The following is a 17,471-nucleotide window of genomic DNA, read 5'->3' as shown; positions in this document are numbered from 1 at the left end:
CTTGCCGAAAGGGGAGCGCGCACGGTAGCCCGCGCCACAGCCGCCAGAGGCTGCATTAATAACCACCTGCAGACCGCAGTGGCCGCCGCCGCGCAGCCATCGCAGCGGCCTGGCGCTGGCGAAGCAGAGCCTGCGCGCTACAATGCCTGCTCGCCTATTGCCGAAGCCGTCATGAAAACCCCGAGCACCCTCGCCCAGCTGGACTGGACCGACACCGGTCATCCTCGATCGCGCGCCTTCGGCGACGTCTATTTCGCCGCCGACGGCCTGGCCGAAAGCCGCCATGTGTTCATCGAGCAGAACCGCTTGGCAGAACGCTTCGCCGCCCTCGCCGACGGCGAACGCCTGGTGATCGGCGAAACCGGCTTCGGCACCGGGCTGAATTTTCTCTGTGCGTGGCAGTGCTTCGCCGCCTCGGCTGCACCGACTGCGCGCCTGCACTTCATCAGCGTGGAAAAGTATCCGCTGAGCGCTGCGGACCTGACCCGAGCCCTGGCGCTGTGGCCAGAGCTTTCGGCCTGCAGCGAGGCGCTGCTGGCGCAGTACGTGGCGGTGCATGAAGGCTTCCAGCGCCTGGTGTTCGACGGCGGCCGGGTGACCTTGACGTTGCTCATAGGCGATGCGCTGGAACAGCTGCCGTGCCTGGACGGGAAGGTCGATGCCTGGTTCCTCGACGGGTTCGCTCCGGCGTGCAACCCGGCCATGTGGACACCCCAGCTGTTCGCCGAACTGGCGCGGCTGGCGGCGCCCGGCGCAACGCTGGCCACGTTCACCAGCACCGGCTGGGTTCGTCGTGGCCTGGCGGCCGTCGGCTTCAAGATGAAACGAGTGCCGGGCATCGGCAACAAATGGCATGTATCCAGAGGCGTGTTCGTGGCCGACGCCGCCGTGGCAACACCCGCCGTCAGGCCCTGGTTCGCCCGCCCCGAGCCGGTAACCGGCGAACGCCACGCGCTGGTCATCGGTGCCGGCCTGGCAGGATGCGCCACCGCTGCCAGCCTGGCCGCGCGCGGTTGGCGGGTGTCGCTGCTCGAGCGTCATGCCGAAGTGGCTCGGGAAGCCTCGGGAAATCCGCAGGGCGTGCTGTACCTGAAGCTGTCGGCCCACGGTACGGCCCTTTCGCAGTTGATTCTGGCGGGCTTCGGCCACACGCGCAGGCTGCTTGCGCAGCTGCAGCGCGGTCGCGACTGGGACGCCTGTGGCGTTCTGCAGCTGGCCTTCGACGACAAGGAAGCGCAGCGCCAGGGGCAACTGGCCGACGCATTCCAACCCGAACTGCTGCACCTGCTGGACCGTTCAGCGGCCCAGGCGCAGGCAGGCGTCGACTTGCCCAGCGGCGGCCTGTTCTACCCCGAGGGTGGCTGGGTCCACCCGCCTGCCCTGTGCCAGCACCTGGCGCGTCACCCACGCATCACCCTGCTGCGCCATCACCACGTGGCAGACCTGCGCCACCTCGACGGCCAATGGCACGCGTTCGCCGACGACACCCTTCTGGCCTGCGCCCCAGTAGCCGTGCTGGCGTGCGCCGCCCAGGCCAATGCCTTCGCCCAGACCTGCGCCTTGCCACTCAAGCGCATCCGCGGGCAAATCACTCGCCTGTCGGAGACACCGCGCAGTGCGGCACTGTCGACGGTAGTCTGCGCCGAGGGCTACATCGCCCCCGCCCGATCGGGCGAACACACGCTGGGCGCCAGCTTCGATTTCCACAGCGAAGACCTCACGCCCAGCCACGCGGACAACCTCGACAACCTGGCCCTGCTCGAGGCGATTTCCCCTGACCTTGCCGTGCGTCTGGGCGCTGCGCTGCTGCCCGCCGAACGCTTGCAGGGCCGGGCCGGATTTCGCTGCACCAGCCCGGACTACCTGCCGATCATCGGGCCGGTCGCCGACGCGCAGGCATTCGCCGAGCGCTTTGCGATCCTGGCCAAAGATGCCCGCCAAGTGCCTGAACAGCCCTGCCCCTGGCTGCCCGGGTTGTACGTCAACAGCGGCCATGGCTCGCGCGGGCTGATCACCGCGCCGCTGTCGGGTGAACTGATTGCCGCCTGGCTGGACGACGAACCGCTGCCGCTGCCTCGGGAAGTGGCCTGGGCCTGCCATCCGAATCGCTTCGCGCTGCGGCGGCTGATACGCAACAAAGCTTGAACCTGCATGGGGGGCCGGACTCTCAGTCACAGCCCCTCGCCGTTGCCGCGGCCCGAGGGCCGCAGCATCACCGTCATGAAGAACCTGCCCATGTTGCATATCCAGGGTCTGCACAAGACCTACGCCACACCGCAAGGCCCACTGCCGGTGCTGCAGGGCATCGACCTGCAACTGGAGCGTGGCGCCAGCCTGGCGCTGATGGGTGAATCGGGCAGTGGCAAGAGCACCCTTTTGCATCTGGTCGCGGGGCTGGACATGGCCGACAGCGGTCGTATCGAAGCGGCCGGGCAGGTGCTCACGCAGATGAACGAGCGCCAGCTGGCGCGCTGGCGGCGCTGCGACATCGGCTTGATCTTCCAGCAGTTCAACCTGATCAGCAGTCTCAACGTGGCCGACAACCTGGCCTTTCAGGCCCGCCTGGCCGGTCGCCTGGACCCAGCCTGGCAGCGCGAACTGGCTGAACGCCTGGGCTTGTCGGCACTCCTGCAGCGGTATCCGGAGCAACTGTCCGGCGGGCAACAACAGCGCGTGGCCCTGGGCCGTGCATTGGCCTCGCGGCCGCCCCTGCTGCTGGCCGACGAACCTACCGGCAACCTCGACGAAGCCACCAGCGAGCATGCGCTGGACCTGATGCTCGAGTTGCTGCGGGCCAGTGGCAGCACGCTACTGATGGTCACTCACAGCCCTCTGGTGGCGGCCCGCCTGGAGCGACGCGTGGTGCTGCAGGCCGGTCGCATCGTTGCCGGGACGGATCGCTGACGTGGCGGTGCTGTACTGGACCCTGCGCAGCCTGCTCAGCCATTGGCGCCGGCATCCGGTACAGGGCGTGGCGCTGATCACCGGCCTGTGGCTGGCCACTGCGTTGTTCACCGGCGTGCTCGCCTTGAACAGCCAGGCACGACAGAGCTATGCCCTGGCCAGCCAGATGGTCGGTGGTCAGGCCCAGGCCAGCATCGTTGCCCGTGACGGCGCCGACCTTGCGCAATCGACCTTCATCGCACTGCGCCTGCAGGGCTGGCCAGTCTCTCCGGTGCTCGAGGGCCGGATCACGCTGCCCGCGCACCCGCAGCTGCGCCTGCAAGTGATGGGTATCGAGCCGTTGACTCTGCCGGCAGGCAGCCCCGTGGCCGGCGAGGTGCCGAGCAGCGATGACCTGAGCGCGTTCATCGGCGCACCCGGCCGTACCTGGGTGGCGCCGCAGACCTTGCGCGAGCTTGGCGTGGAGGAAGGTGCACGGTTGCCCGTCGGCACTGGCGCAAACCTTCCTCCCCTGCAGGCCCGGGCACAGATGGCACCCGGTGTGCTGCTGATGGATATCGGCGCGGCCCAGACGGTGCTGCAGACGCCTGAACGACTGACCCGCCTGCTGCTGCCACGGACGTTCGAAGGCGTTCTGCCCGACGCATACACCGATCGCCTGCAGGTCAACCGCAGCGATGCCGACGGCGACCTCGCGCGGCTGACCGACAGCTTTCACCTGAACCTGACCGCGCTGGGCCTGCTGGCGTTCGTGGTCGGCCTGTTCATCGTCCACGCTGCCATTGGCCTGGCACTGGAACAGCGTCGTGCCCTGCTGCGCACCTTACGTGCCTGCGGCGTGAGTGCCGCCCTGCTGGTGCTGGCCCTGGCCCTGGAGCTGGGCCTGCTGGCGCTGCTCGGCGGCCTGGCCGGTATCGTCAGCGGCTACTGGCTGGCCAGTCTGCTGCTGCCCGATGTGGCGGCCAGCCTGCGTGGCCTGTACGGCGCAGAAGTCGCCGGGCAGCTGAACCTGAGCCCGGCCTGGTGGCTGGGCGGCCTGGCACTGAGCCTGGGCGGCGTGTTGCTGGCCGGCGGCGACAGTCTCTGGCGTGCTGCACGCCTGCCACTGCTGGCATTGTCCGGTGGCGAAGCCTGGCATCAGGCCCACCGCCAATGGCTGCAGCGACAAGGCGTGGTGGCGGCCTGTGCAGCCGTGCTGGCCCTGCTGTTGGCAGTATGGGGCAACGGCCTGGCCACGGGCTTTGCGCTGATGGGCAGCCTGTTGCTGGCGGCAGCGTTGGCCTTGCCGGTGCTGCTCAGCAGCGTCCTCGCCCTGCTCGCCCGGCGCTGCTGGGGCGTGCTGGGCCAGTGGTTCCTGGCCGACTGCCGCCAGCAATTGCCGGGACTGAGCCTGGCCCTCATGGCATTGCTGCTGGCACTGGCCGCCAACATCGGCGCTGCAAGCATGACCGAGGGGTTTCGACAGACCTTCAATGGCTGGCTGGAACAGCGCTTGAGCGCCGAGTTGTACCTGCGGCCACAGCACGCCGAGCAGGCCCAGGCGCTGCAACGATGGTTGCAAGGCCAGAACGGGATCGAGCAGGTGCTGCCCGGCTGGGAGATGCAGATTCGTCAACAAGGCTGGCCAACCGAACTGACTGCCGTGATCGACGCGCCGCTGTACCGCGAGCATTGGCCGCTGCTCGAACAGGCCGCCGGCAATCCATGGGACACCTTGTTTTCCAGTGACAGCCTGATGCTCAGCGAGCAACTGGCGCGGCGCCTGGGCGTAGGCATCGGGGCGCGCCTTGCATTGCCCGCCGCCCAAGGGCGCTGGAACCCGACCGTGGTGGGCATCTATGCCGACTACGGCAACCCCAAGGGCCATATTCTGGTCAGCGCCGCGCAGTTCCAGCAACACTGGCCCGGGACCCCACCTGCCCGCTTTGCCCTGCGCATGGCCGAGGCCGACACCGCTGCCCTGAAAAGCCGAGTGCAGCAAGCGTTTGGCCTGGACGACAGCCATGTGGTGGAACAACGGCAACTCAAGCGCTGGGCCTCGCAGGTTTTCGAACGCACGTTCAGTGCCACGGCTGCCCTGAATGCACTGACCCTGGGGGTGGCCGGCGTGGCCCTGTTCATCGGCCTGCTGACCCAGAGCCAGAGTCGCCTGGGTCAGCTCGCGCCGCTGTGGGCAATGGGCGTGCAACGGCGCCAACTGATCCTGCTCAGTGTGGCGCAGACCTTGATCCTGGCTCTGCTGACCCTGGTGCTGGCGGTCCCGCTGGGGATTCTGTTGGCATGGTGCCTGGTGGCGGTGATCAACGTGCAGGCGTTCGGCTGGCGCCTGCCCCTGCAGGTGTTCCCATGGCAGATCCTGCAGCTGTGCGGCCTGGCGCTGATTGCAGCGATGCTGGCCTCGGCCTGGCCCATGCTGCGCCTGCAACGCAGCCAACCTACCGACCTGCTGCGAGTGATGGCCAGTGAGCGCTAAGCTGATCCGGATACTGCTGCTGGCCCTGCTGCTGGCAGCCAGCGGCTGCGAGCCGACCCCGCCCCCTGCCGGTTTTGCCGGGCTTGGCGGCCAGGCCGGTGACTTCGCCCAGGTCACCCCCGGCAAGGTCTTCCAGTTTCCCGCCGACCATGGCGCCCACCCCGACTTCCGCATCGAGTGGTGGTACCTGACCGCCAACCTCGAAGACGATCAAGGGCAACGCTTCGGCGTGCAGTGGACCCTGTTCCGCAGCGCGCTGGCACTGGGCAGCACGGAACCGGGCTGGGGTAATCGCAACCTGTGGATCGGCCACGCCGGACTCACCTCTGCGACAGACCATCACAGCGCCCAGACTCTGGCCCGCGGCGGCATCGGCCAGGCCGGTGTGACCGCCGTGCCGTTCAATGCCTGGATCGATGACTGGCACCTGCGCAGCCAACCGGGCGCCGAACACCCCCTTGCAGCAATGGACGTACAGGCCCGTGGCGAACATTTTGCCTACCAGTTGGCGCTGACCAGCGAGCGCCCTCTGGTGCTGCAGGGGGAGCAAGGCTATAGCCGCAAGTCCGATGCGGGACAGGCCTCGTACTATTACAGCCAGCCGTTCTTCACCGCTGCCGGCCAGCTGCAGATCGACGGCAAACGCTATCAGGTCAAGGGCCGCGCGTGGCTTGACCGGGAATGGAGCAGCCAGCCACTGGCAGCCGACCAGTCCGGTTGGGACTGGTTTTCGCTGCACTTGGACGACGGCCAGCAGTTGATGGTGTTTCGCTTGCGTGGCGCGGGCGGGCAAGACTTTCTCAGCGGCAACTGGATCGACGCCCAGGGGCGCAGCACACCGCTGGCACTTGGCAGCATCACCTTGCGCCCGTTGCAGGACACCACCGTGGCCGGTCGGCAGGTACCCACCCGCTGGGCCATCGACATCCCCAGCCACGGCCTGCATGTGCAAACAACCGCGTTGAACCCCAAAGCATGGATGGCGGTGGGCACGCCCTACTGGGAAGGTCCAGTGACCCTGACCGGCAGCCACGGCGGCGAAGGCTATCTGGAAATGACCGGATACTGATACACGCACGCGTCTTTGTACAAATATCAAACCAACTTGCGTGGTCGCGGTCCTTTTAGAAATACCTCAGGACGCTCCGTCACGGCATGCCGACCCCCAGCGCTTTTGCCAAACACTGGTTCGCCAGCCGTCAATGGAAGCCCTTCCCTTTCCAGAAGGATGTCTGGGCCGCGGTCAAACGGGGCGAGTCAGGCATGCTTCACGCCAGCACCGGTGCCGGCAAGACCTACGCCGTCTGGTTCGCCGCCCTGCAACGCTTCGCCAAGGCCGGGCCCGTCATTCCCAAGGGCAAGCGCAAGCCGGTCATGGCGCCGCTGACCGTGCTATGGATCACGCCCATGCGCGCGCTGGCCGCCGATACCCTGCGCGCCCTGCAGGTACCGGTGGATGAGTTGCAGATCGGCTGGAGCCTGGGCCTGCGCACTGGCGACACCAGCAGCAGTGATCGCGCCAAGCAGACGCGCCGCCTGCCCTCGGCGCTGGTAACCACCCCGGAAAGCCTGACGCTGCTGCTGGCCCGCGACAAGGCTTGCGAGGAGTTGAGCAGCGTCGCCATGGTCGTCGTCGATGAGTGGCACGAGCTGATCGGCAACAAACGCGGCGTGCAGTTGCAGCTGGCATTGGCGCGGTTGCGGCAGTGGAACCCGCAGCTCATCGTCTGGGGCATCTCCGCCACCCTGGGTAACCAGGCGCATGCACAGGAAGTGCTGCTACCCGGCCAGCCGAGTGTCAGCGTGCAAGGCGCGCAGGCCAAGACGATCGAGGTCGACACGCTGTTGCCGGCGGCCATCGAACGGTTTCCCTGGGGTGGGCACATGGGCCTGCGCATGCTCGACCAGGTGGTCGCCGAGGTCGAAAGCAGCAACAGTTGCCTGATATTCACCAACACCCGTGCACAGTCCGAAATCTGGTTCCAGGCCATCCTCGATGCGCGCCCGGACTGGGCGGGCATCATCGCCCTGCATCACAGCTCGCTGTCGCGGGAAGTGCGCGAGTGGGTCGAACGGGCCCTCAAGCAAGGCCAGCTCAAGGCGGTGGTGTGTACGTCGAGCCTGGATTTGGGGGTGGACTTCCTGCCGGTGGAACGGGTGCTGCAAATCGGCTCGGCGAAGGGTATCGCGCGCTTGATGCAGCGTGCCGGTCGCTCCGGCCATGCACCGGGTCGGGCATCGCGGGTCACCCTGGTACCGACCCACAGCATGGAACTGGTCGAAGCTGCGGCAGCCCACGATGCCGTCGCGCAGCGACGCATCGAGCCACGCGAATCACCCGACAAGCCATTGGATGTGTTGGTCCAGCACCTGGTGAGCATGGCGCTGGGCGGCGGTTTCCTGCCCGACGCATTGCTGGTCGAAGTGCGTACCACCTGGGCTTACCGCAACCTGACCGAGGATGAATGGCAGTGGGCCCTGGCGTTCGTGCGCTATGGCGGCCACTCCCTGACTGCCTACCCCGATTACCGTCGAGTCGAGCCTGACGAGCATGGCCTGTGGCGCGTCCCCGACGCACGCCTGGCGCGTCGTCATCGCATGGGCATCGGCACCATCGTCAGCGATGCCAGCCTGCAGTTGAAGTACTGGAGCAAGGGCGGTGGCGGTCGCTCGCTGGGCAGTGTCGAAGAGGGGTTCATCGCCCGTCTCAAACCGGGTGACGGCTTTCTGTTCGCCGGGCGCCAACTGGAGCTGGTGCGGGTCGAGGACATGACCGCCTACGTCAAGCGCAGCACCGCCAAGAAAGCCGCCGTGCCGCGCTGGAATGGCGGGCGCATGCCGCTGTCCGGCGAGCTGGCCGACGCCCTGGTGGCGAAGCTGGGCGCCGCCGCCCGCGGTGAGTACGACAGCCCCGAGATGCGTGCCGTGCGCCCGCTGCTGGAAGTACAGCAACAGTGGTCGGCGCTACCCAGCGAAACCACGTTACTGGCGGAAACGCTGAAGTCGCGCGAAGGCTGGCACCTGTTCATCTACCCCTTCGGCGGTCGCCAGGTGCATCTGGGACTGGGCAGCCTGCTGGCCTGGCGCCTGGCGCAGCGCCAGCCCCTGACATTCTCCATTGCGGTGAACGACTATGGGCTGGAACTGCTCAGTGCCACCGAGGTGGACTGGGCCGCCCAACTGGACCCTGCACTGCTCAGCGCGCACAACCTGTTGAGCGATGTACTGGCCAGCCTGAACGCTGGCGAACTGGCGCTGCGGCGCTTTCGCGAGATTGCGCGGATCTCCGGGCTGGTGTTTGGCGGTTACCCCGGCTCGCAGAAAAGCACCCGCCAGGTTCAGGCTTCCAGCGGCCTGTTCTTTCAGGTATTCAAGCAGTACGACGCCAGCAACCTGCTGCTGACCCAGGCGCAGGAAGAAGTCTTGAAGCAGGAGCTGGAAGTGCAGCGGCTGGAGCATGTACTGCAACAGATCGCCAGTCGCCGTCTGGATATGCATGCGGTCAAGCGTCCGACGCCGCTGGGCTTTCCGCTGCTGGTCGAGCGTTTCCGTGAAAGCCTGAGTTCGGAGAAGCTCGCCGACCGCATACGTCGCATGGTCGGCGACTTGGAGAAAGCCGCAGGATGAGTGAGTATTGCAACGTACAACTGGCAGGCGCCGAGCTATGGCTGCTGGCCGAGAAAGCGGTCTACTGGCCCGAGCACAAGGCCCTGTTGATAGCCGATGCGCACTTTGGCAAGGCAGCGGCCTACCGCAAGCTGGGCCAGCCGGTGCCTCACGGCACCACGGCCAGCAACCTTCAAGTGATTGACCGAATCCTGGAGAAGTATCCCACCGAACACCTGATATTCCTCGGCGATTTTCTACATGCACCGGGATCGCATTCGGCCGGAACGCTGGATGCCTTGGCAGCGTGGCGAACGGATGTCGCAGATTTACGCATCACGCTGATTCGAGGCAATCATGACAAACGCGCGGGCGACCCACCGGCGGAACTGCGTTTCGAAGTGGTTACCGAGCCTCTGGAAATGGGCCCGTTCGCATTGCAGCACGAACCCGATCCACACCCAGAGCTGCATGTCCTGGCTGGACACATTCACCCGGTCTATCGGCTGCACGGACGTGGCCGCCAAAGCCTGCGCCTGCCGTGCTACCTGCTCAGAGGCAAGGTCAGCCTGCTGCCGGCATTCGGCGCTTTCACGGGGGGATACAACATGGACAGCGCCGCCGACCAGCGTGTGTACGTGGTCGGCGACGGCGGCGTCTGGCGGGTCGCTTGAGCGTCAGACCACCGGTGCGGGGGGCGGCTCATCCGGAATGGTCGGGCCGCCTGGCTCCGGTGGTTGCGGGGTATCAGAATCGGGTTGGCCAGGTACGCCGCCAGCCATATGGCCGTAGGAATCGGCCAGAAGCGACCAGGCGAGTAGGCCAATCTGGTTGGGCTGCAGCTGAGCCAGTTGAGCACTGATAGTCGGGTCGATTTTCATAGACACTCCTGAGCAATGGCCCGGAATACGGTGGGTAAACCGGGCAAGTCACTCATATGGAGTAGTAAAATGATAACTAGTTCGCCTGGAGCGTTTTCACGCGTCTGGCAGCATCAGGTGCGTGGCAGGGTTACGCCGCGCTGGCCCTGATATTTCCCGCCACGATCCTTGTAGGACACCTCGCATTCTTCGTCGGACTCCAGGAACAGCATCTGCGCCACCCCTTCGTTCGCATAGATCTTGGCCGGCAGCGTGGTGGTATTGGAGAACTCCAGGGTCACATGCCCTTCCCATTCCGGCTCTAGCGGCGTGACGTTGACGATGATGCCGCAGCGCGCGTAGGTGCTCTTGCCCAGGCAGATGGTCAACACGTTGCGTGGAATGCGGAAGTACTCGACCGTGCGCGCCAGGGCAAAGGAGTTGGGTGGGATGATGCAGACGTCGCTCTTGATGTCGACGAAGCTCTTTTCGTCGAAGTTCTTCGGATCTACCGTGGCCGAGTTGATGTTGGTGAACACCTTGAATTCGTCGGCGCAGCGCACGTCGTAGCCGTAGCTGGACACCCCGAAGGAAATCACCCGCTGGGCGCCTTCGCCGCGCACCTGACGCTCGACGTAGGGTTCGATCATGCCGTGTTCCTGCGCCATGCGGCGAATCCACTTGTCCGATTTGATGCTCATGGCGGGTGTCCTGAATAACGAGGTGAATAAAGTCCGAAGCGCATCTTACCGGGCCTCGCGCTGCGGTTCAAAGACTGCCTCGCCCATGGCGCGGCGAACCTGCCACCAGGCTGCGCATGGCCGCCGAGCACTATTTGCAAGAAACCCTGCAAAGACCATTGGCACGTTCCTGAAAAAGGGTTAAGGTGGCGCCACTGTGTTGCTTGTGTCACTGAGAATCTCTACCCGATGTCCAACATCTTCATGAATTTTCCTGCTCTTTGCACTCAGTCTCGGCCAGGGCTTTTCCCGAACCGCAGTTAACTTTGTTCAAGGAGATACACCATGTCCAATCGCCAAACCGGTACCGTCAAGTGGTTCAACGATGAAAAAGGCTTCGGCTTCATCACTCCACAATCCGGTGACGACCTGTTCGTACACTTCAAAGCCATTCAGGCTGACGGCTTCAAAAGCCTGAAAGAAGGCCAGCAGGTCTCTTTCATCGCTACCCGCGGTCAGAAAGGCATGCAAGCTGAAGAAGTTCAAGTCGTATAACTTGAGCTGAACAGCTTCTGAAGAACCCCGCCCTCACCGGCGGGGTTTTTTTATGCCCGCAGTTTGATCTTTTCAGCTACAGGTGACGGCGGGCGCCAGGCGCGCCGTCACTCACTGGGCTGGGCAGTTCAGTCGTCGCTGACGGTAATGCTGGGCATTGCCTGCGCGCTGGCTTCCTGCAACACGATCCGCGCACCGACATGCCGCGCCAGCTCCTGGTAGACCATGGCGATCTGGCTCTCCGGCTCGGCCGCCGCCGTCGGTTTGCCACCGTCGGCCTGTTCGCGAATCAGCATCGACAATGGCAGCGACGCCAGCAGCTCCACGCCGTATTGCGATGCCAGCTTCTCGCCGCCGCCTTCGCCGAAGAGATGTTCGGCATGACCGCAGTTGGAGCAGATGTGCACGGCCATGTTCTCGACCACACCGAGCACGGGAATGTGCACCTTGCGGAACATCTCGACACCCTTGCGGGCGTCCAGCAGCGCCAGGTCCTGAGGCGTGGTGACGATCACCGCACCCGCCACCGGCACCTTCTGCGCCAGGGTCAGCTGAATGTCGCCAGTACCCGGCGGCATGTCGATGACCAGGTAGTCGAGGTCGTCCCAGGCAGTCTGGGTGACCAATTGCAACAGCGCGCCCGACACCATCGGACCACGCCAGACCATCGGGGTGTTGTCGTCGGTGAGGAAGGCCATCGACATCACCTCCACGCCATGCGCCTGAATGGGCACGAACCATTTCTGGTCCTTGACCTTGGGCCGAGTGCCCTCGGCGATGCCGAACATCACGCCTTGGCTGGGGCCATAGATGTCGGCATCGAGGATGCCCACCCGGGCGCCTTCGCGGGCCAGGGCCAGGGCCAGGTTGGCGGCCGTGGTCGACTTGCCGACTCCCCCCTTGCCCGATGCCACGGCCACCACGTTCTTGACGTTGGCCAGGCCGGGAATCTGCGCCTGCGCCTTGTGCGCCTGCACCACGCAATCGATCTGCACGCGAGCGCGGTCGACCCCGTCCAGGTTTTCGATGGCCGTCTGCAGTACCTGGGCCCAGCCATTCTTGAACAGGCCGGCGGCATAGCCCAGCTGCAAGCGTACCTGCACCTGCGCGCCATCGATATCGATGGCCTGCACGCACCCGGCACTGACCGGGTCCTGGTTCATATAGGGGTCGGTGTACTGGCGAAGGACGGCTTCCACCGCTGCGCGATTCACGGTGCTCATGGCTACTCCCGATCAAAGACTGAGCAAAACAGGCGGCTATCCTAACGCGTCTGCCCGGACACCGGCAGATTGGATTTGCGCGCCCGCCGGGGCCCGTGTGTGGCATCGGCGCGCGGCGCCCAGATTATTCAGCATACCTTTGGCCCTGCGCCCCCCAATCCGTTAGAATCAGCGCCTTTTCAAAAGCGGGAGACAGGCAGCATGGCGCAGCAGTATCAACCGGGGCAACGCTGGATCAGCGACAGCGAAGCGGAACTCGGCCTGGGCACCGTCCTGGCCCAGGACGGTCGCTTGCTCACCGTGCTCTACCCGGCCACCGGCGAAACCCGCCAGTACGCATTGCGCAATGCTCCGTTGACGCGCGTGCGCTTTTCTCCGGGCGATGTGATCACCCACTTCGAAGGCTGGAAACTGACCGTGCGCGAGGTCGACGATGCCGACGGCCTGTTGGTCTACCACGGCCTCAATGCGCAGAACGAGCAACGCACGCTGCCTGAAACCCAGCTATCCAATTTCATCCAGTTCCGCCTGGCCAGCGACCGCCTGTTCGCCGGCCAGATCGACCCACTGCCGTGGTTTTCGCTGCGCTACAACACCCTGGAACACACCAGCAAGCAGTTGCAGTCCTCGCTCTGGGGCCTGGGCGGCGTGCGTGCGCAACCCATCGCGCACCAGTTGCACATTGCCCGCGAAGTCGCCGACCGCATCGCCCCGCGCGTATTGCTGGCCGACGAAGTGGGCCTGGGCAAGACCATCGAAGCCGGCCTGGTGATTCATCGCCAGCTGCTGTCCGGGCGAGCCAGCCGCGTGCTGATCCTGGTCCCGGAAAACCTGCAGCACCAATGGCTGGTGGAAATGCGCCGGCGCTTCAACCTGCAGGTGGCCCTGTTCGATGCCGAGCGCTTCATCGAAAGCGATGCCAGCAACCCCTTCGAGGACGCGCAACTGGCGCTGGTCTCGCTGGAATGGCTGACCGAAGATGAAAAGGCCCAGGATGCGTTGTTCGCCGCCGGCTGGGACCTGCTGGTGGTCGACGAGGCCCATCACCTGGTGTGGCACGAGGAGAAGGCCAGCCCGCAGTACTCGCTGGTCGAGCAACTGGCCGAAGTCATCCCCGGCGTTCTGCTGCTCACCGCTACCCCGGAGCAACTGGGCCAGGACAGCCACTTCGCACGCCTGCGCCTGCTCGATCCGAACCGCTTCCATGACCTGGCGGCCTTCCGTGCCGAAAGCGAAAACTATCGTCCGGTCGCCGAAGCCGTGCAGGAACTGCTCGACAAGGGCAGCTTGTCGAGCACCGCGCAACAGACCATCCATGGGCTGCTTGGCGCCCAGGGCGACACACTGGTCGCCGCGGTCAATGCGGGCGACGAGGCAGCCGGCCCACGGCTGATCCGCGAACTGCTCGATCGCCACGGTACCGGGCGCGTACTGTTCCGCAACACCCGCGCCGCCGTGCAGGGCTTCCCCGAACGCAAGCTGCACCCCTATCCACTGCCGTGCCCGGACGCCTACCTGGAGCTGCCGCTGGGCGAACACGCCGAGTTGTACCCGGAAGTCGGCTTCCAGGCCCAGGCCGAGGACAGCGACGCCGAACGCTGGTGGCGCTTCGATCCGCGGGTGGAATGGCTGATCGATACGCTCAAGATGCTCAAGCGCACCAAGGTGCTGGTCATCTGCGCTCACGCCGAAACCGCGATGGACCTGGAAGACGCCCTGCGCGTGCGCTCCGGCACCCTGGCCACGGTGTTCCACGAAGGCATGAGCATTCTGGAGCGGGACCGCGCCGCGGCCTACTTCGCCGATGAAGAATTTGGCGCGCAGGTGCTGATCTGTTCGGAAATCGGCAGCGAGGGCCGCAACTTCCAGTTCGCCCACCATCTGGTGCTGTTCGACCTGCCTGCGCACCCCGACCTGCTCGAGCAGCGCATCGGCCGTCTCGACCGAATCGGCCAGAAACACATCATCGAGCTGCATGTGCCGTACCTGGAAAACAGCCCGCAGGAACGCCTGTTCCAGTGGTACCACAGCGCGCTCAATGCCTTTCTGAACACCTGTCCTACGGGTAACGCGCTGCAGCACCAGTTCGGTCCGCGCCTGCTGCCGATGCTGGAAAACGCCGACGACGGCGAATGGCAAGCGCTGATCGACGAGGCGCGCAGCCGTCGTGAGTCGCTGGAAAGCGAGCTGCACACCGGGCGCGACCGACTGCTGGAGCTCAACTCCGGCGGCGACGGCGAAGGCCAGGCTCTGGTGGCTGCCATCGAAGAGCAGGACGATCAATTCGCCCTGCCGATCTACATGGAAACCCTCTTCGATGCCTTCGGCATCGACAGCGAAGACCATTCCGACAACGCGTTGATCCTGCGCCCCAGCGAGAAGATGCTCGATGCCAGCTTTCCGCTCGGCGACGACGAAGGCGTGACCATCACCTACGACCGCGAGCAGGCGTTGTCGCGCGAGGACATGCAGTTCATCACCTGGGAGCACCCCATGGTGCAGGGCGGCATGGACCTGGTATTGGCGGGCTCGATGGGCAACACCGCCGTGGCGCTGATCAAGAACAAGGCGCTCAAGCCAGGCACCGTGCTGCTGGAACTGCTTTACGTCAGCGAAGTGGTCGCGCCGCGCTCGCTGCAGCTGGGCCGCTACTTGCCGCCTGCGGCGCTGCGCTGCCTGCTCGACACCAATGGCAACGATCTGGCATCGCGAGTGTCGTTCGAAACCCTCAACGATCAGCTCGAAAGCGTCCCCAAGGCCAGCGCCAACAAGTTCATCCAGGCGCAGCGCGATGTGCTCGCACCGCGCATCACCGCCGGCGAAAGCAAGATCGCGCCGCGGCATGCCGAACGCGTCGCACAGGCGCAGCACCGCCTGGCTGCCGAAACGGAAGAGGAACTGGCACGCTTGACGGCGTTGCAGGCGGTCAATCCGACCGTGCGGGACAGCGAACTGGTTGCCCTGCGCAAACAGCGTGAAGACGGCCTGGCCATGCTCGACAAGGCTGCCCTGCGCCTGGAAGCCATACGCGTGCTGGTAGCAGGCTGACCGCTGCTCTCCCGCGCGGGCCTGAGCCTGCGCGGGAGGGCGTTACGGAATCACCCTGACTGTTACTGGCCGTGTCGCCGGCGCTCGCTGGCACGCTGGTGGTTGCCGATGACCACGATCAGCAGTTGCGAAGACCGGCGCGTTTGACCTCGACCACGCACCGCCGTGGTGCATGTATTATTCCCCTGCCCCTTCCTGGATCACCACCCACGGTGACACCACCACCGCCCAGAGCACCGGATCGCGTTCGCAAAAATCCAAGGCCCGCGGCGCAGACAGCTTCTCGACCTTTCCATCGGCCAGCCATTGGGCGACCTCAGCGTGCTTGTCTTCGGCCAGCGCCTGCCCTACGGTGATCAAATCCAGGCCAGGCTCGACCCACAACAGGGCACCCTTGGCAAAGAAGGGCTGCAATGCCTGCCATTCGATAATTGCGGTCTCGCCAAGCAATTTGGCATAGAGGGTGCTAGCGTCTTCAGTCATGGGTTTCACCGTCAGGAAAAAATCGGCGCCATGATAGCGGTCCGAGTTGTCTGGAAAAACCCGGTTGCAATATATAGGTTCGAGTTTTGCCCCGACAAACCGGCTTTATTTGTCTGGCCGGACGCCAGCATGTACTTGAATCTATAACTTTATGTCGATTTAGCGACAACCGATCGCTTTCGCTGCAAACGCCAGCTTTCCAACCGGCAAACCGGCGCTCTACACTGTACCGGTACAGTTGTCGGGTGCAGATTCGGATGTCGTCTGCCATGGCTCGCCGAGGGGGTAAAGCGGTGAGTGTGGCCAAGATTCGGTCCGCCGCCTGTTCGGCCAGGACTATAAAAACTACAACGCAAAAATGGAGCACTAATGAATAAGCAGATTTCCAAACTGTTTGCCGCTCTGGTTCTGGCCGGCGTCGCCAGCCACTCGATGGCAGCCGACACCATCAAGATCGGCATCGCCGGGCCCAAGACCGGCCCGGTTGCCGAATACGGCGTCATGCAGTTCAACGGCGCGAAGATGGCTATCGAGCAGATCAACGCCAAGGGCGGCGTTGACGGCAAGCAGCTCGTAGCCGTCGAATACGACGACGCCTGCGATCCCAAGCAGGCCGTTGCGGTGGCCAACAAGGTGGTCAATGACGGCGTCAAGTTCGTCGTTGGTCACCTGTGCTCCAGTTCCGCCCAGCCGGCATCCGATGTCTACGAAGACGAAGGCATCATCATGGTGACCCCGGCGGCCACCAGCCCCGATATCACCGCCAAGGGCAAAAAGCTGGTATTCCGTACTATCGGCCTGGACAGCGCCCAGGGCCCTGCCGCCGGCAACTACATCGCCGATGTGGTCAAGCCCAAGATCGTTGCCGTCGTCCATGACAAGCAGCAGTACGGCGAAGGCATTGCCACGGCGGTCAAGACCACGCTTGAAGGCAAGGGCGTGAAAGTCGCCGTGTTCGAAGGCATCAACGCCGGCGACAAGGATTTTTCATCGCTGATCGCCAAGCTCAAGCAGGCCAACGTCGACTTCGTCTACTACGGCGGCTACCACCCCGAGCTGGGCCAGATCCTGCGCCAGTCCAAGGAGAAAGGCCTGAACGCCAAGTTCATGGGCCCTGAAGGCGTGGGCAACGATTCCATCTCGCAGATCGCAGGCGAAGCCTCCGAAGGCCTGCTGGTGACCTTGCCCAAGTCTTTCGACAAGGATCCTGAAAACATCGCGCTGACCAAGGCATTCCAGGACAAGAAGCAAGACCCGAGCGGTCCGTTCGTCTACCCGTCGTACTCGGCCGTGCAAGTGATTGCCGACGGCATCACCGCCGCCAAGAGCGAAGACACCGACAAAGTGGCCGAGGCCATCCACGCCGGTACCTTCAAGACGCCCATGGGCGATCTGAGCTATGACGCCAAGGGCGACCTGAAGAACTTCCAGTTCGTGGTCTACGAGTGGCATTTCGGCAAACCCAAGACCGAAGCCGCCCAGTAAACCTGGCAACACCCCCACAAAGCCCACTGCATTGCAGTGGGCTTTGTTTTACGAGTGACGGGTACGGCCGGTGCGAACCATCGGCTGGCCCCCTGAAAATCTTGAAACCGTGACCAGCGGTTCACCTGCCCTGCCCGGCAACACTGCGCCAAGG

The 17,471-nt window shown here is 64.6% G+C and carries 13 protein-coding genes; 9 read left to right on the top strand and 4 right to left on the bottom strand.

Annotation, left to right across the window (positions count from 1 at the left end; translation table 11 throughout):
- The first annotated feature begins 171 nt into the window (after positions 1 to 171).
- The 6 genes from mnmC to pdeM all read left to right on the top strand — a co-directional run bounded on the left by mnmC (position 172) and on the right by pdeM (position 9,657).
- A complete protein-coding gene (gene mnmC, locus IFT76_RS08440; protein ID WP_192057880.1) occupies positions 172 to 2,145 on the top strand; it encodes a bifunctional tRNA (5-methylaminomethyl-2-thiouridine)(34)-methyltransferase MnmD/FAD-dependent 5-carboxymethylaminomethyl-2-thiouridine(34) oxidoreductase MnmC in 1,974 nt (657 codons plus the stop codon).
- 90 nt (positions 2,146 to 2,235) lie between these two features.
- Positions 2,236 to 2,904, top strand: a complete 669-nt coding sequence (locus tag IFT76_RS08435) for an ABC transporter ATP-binding protein (RefSeq protein ID WP_192058292.1) — start codon at positions 2,236 to 2,238, stop codon at positions 2,902 to 2,904.
- 1 nt (position 2,905) lies between these two features.
- Positions 2,906 to 5,377, top strand: coding sequence for an FtsX-like permease family protein (locus tag IFT76_RS08430; protein ID WP_192057879.1), 2,472 nt, complete (start codon positions 2,906 to 2,908; stop codon positions 5,375 to 5,377).
- On the top strand, positions 5,367 to 6,446 hold the full coding sequence (locus IFT76_RS08425; protein ID WP_446731096.1) for a lipocalin-like domain-containing protein: 1,080 nt from the start codon (positions 5,367 to 5,369) through the stop codon (positions 6,444 to 6,446). Before IFT76_RS08430 ends, IFT76_RS08425 begins: the two co-directional genes overlap by 11 nt.
- An 86-nt stretch (positions 6,447 to 6,532) precedes the next feature.
- Positions 6,533 to 9,004, top strand: coding sequence for a ligase-associated DNA damage response DEXH box helicase (locus IFT76_RS08420; RefSeq protein WP_192057878.1), 2,472 nt, complete (start codon positions 6,533 to 6,535; stop codon positions 9,002 to 9,004).
- Positions 9,001 to 9,657: a ligase-associated DNA damage response endonuclease PdeM gene (pdeM, locus tag IFT76_RS08415; RefSeq protein ID WP_122476431.1), complete on the top strand. Its 657-nt coding sequence runs from the start codon at positions 9,001 to 9,003 to the stop codon at positions 9,655 to 9,657. The genes IFT76_RS08420 and pdeM overlap by 4 nt, the downstream gene beginning before the upstream one ends.
- Before the next feature lie 3 nt (positions 9,658 to 9,660).
- On the opposite strand, the gene IFT76_RS08410 is transcribed toward pdeM, so the two are convergent.
- Together IFT76_RS08410 and dcd are read right to left on the bottom strand one after the other, a co-directional pair.
- Complete coding sequence (locus IFT76_RS08410; RefSeq protein WP_192057877.1) at positions 9,661 to 9,864, bottom strand: hypothetical protein; 204 nt, start codon at positions 9,862 to 9,864, stop codon at positions 9,661 to 9,663.
- 113 nt (positions 9,865 to 9,977) lie between these two features.
- Positions 9,978 to 10,544 carry a dCTP deaminase gene (gene dcd / locus IFT76_RS08405; protein WP_122476435.1) on the bottom strand — a complete coding sequence of 189 codons (567 nt, stop codon included), beginning with the start codon at positions 10,542 to 10,544 and terminating at the stop codon, positions 9,978 to 9,980.
- A 324-nt stretch (positions 10,545 to 10,868) separates the two neighbouring features.
- Here dcd and IFT76_RS08400 point away from each other — a divergent pair, with 324 nt between their 5' ends.
- Positions 10,869 to 11,078: a cold-shock protein gene (locus IFT76_RS08400; RefSeq protein ID WP_049862192.1), complete on the top strand. Its 210-nt coding sequence runs from the start codon at positions 10,869 to 10,871 to the stop codon at positions 11,076 to 11,078.
- 128 nt (positions 11,079 to 11,206) lie between these two features.
- On the opposite strand, the gene apbC is transcribed toward IFT76_RS08400, so the two are convergent.
- Positions 11,207 to 12,301: an iron-sulfur cluster carrier protein ApbC gene (gene apbC, locus IFT76_RS08395; RefSeq protein WP_122476437.1), complete on the bottom strand. Its 1,095-nt coding sequence runs from the start codon at positions 12,299 to 12,301 to the stop codon at positions 11,207 to 11,209.
- A gap of 201 nt (positions 12,302 to 12,502) precedes the next feature.
- On the opposite strand from apbC, the gene rapA reads away from it, so the two are divergent.
- On the top strand, positions 12,503 to 15,349 hold the full coding sequence (gene rapA / locus IFT76_RS08390; protein ID WP_192057876.1) for an RNA polymerase-associated protein RapA: 2,847 nt from the start codon (positions 12,503 to 12,505) through the stop codon (positions 15,347 to 15,349).
- Positions 15,350 to 15,526: 177 nt separating this feature from the next.
- Here rapA and IFT76_RS08385 read toward each other — a convergent pair whose 3' ends face one another.
- On the bottom strand, positions 15,527 to 15,832 hold the full coding sequence (locus tag IFT76_RS08385; RefSeq protein ID WP_192052904.1) for a DUF2288 domain-containing protein: 306 nt from the start codon (positions 15,830 to 15,832) through the stop codon (positions 15,527 to 15,529).
- 369 nt (positions 15,833 to 16,201) lie between these two features.
- Between IFT76_RS08385 and IFT76_RS08380 the strand changes: the two genes are divergently transcribed.
- Positions 16,202 to 17,317, top strand: coding sequence for a branched-chain amino acid ABC transporter substrate-binding protein (locus IFT76_RS08380; RefSeq protein WP_122476442.1), 1,116 nt, complete (start codon positions 16,202 to 16,204; stop codon positions 17,315 to 17,317).
- The last annotated feature ends 154 nt before the right edge of the window (positions 17,318 to 17,471 follow it).

The organism is Pseudomonas sp. CFBP 13727 (assembly GCF_014841915.1).
Classification (GTDB): Bacteria; Pseudomonadota; Gammaproteobacteria; order Pseudomonadales; family Pseudomonadaceae; genus Aquipseudomonas; species Aquipseudomonas baltica.
This window is presented reverse-complemented; position numbering and strand designations above follow the sequence as displayed.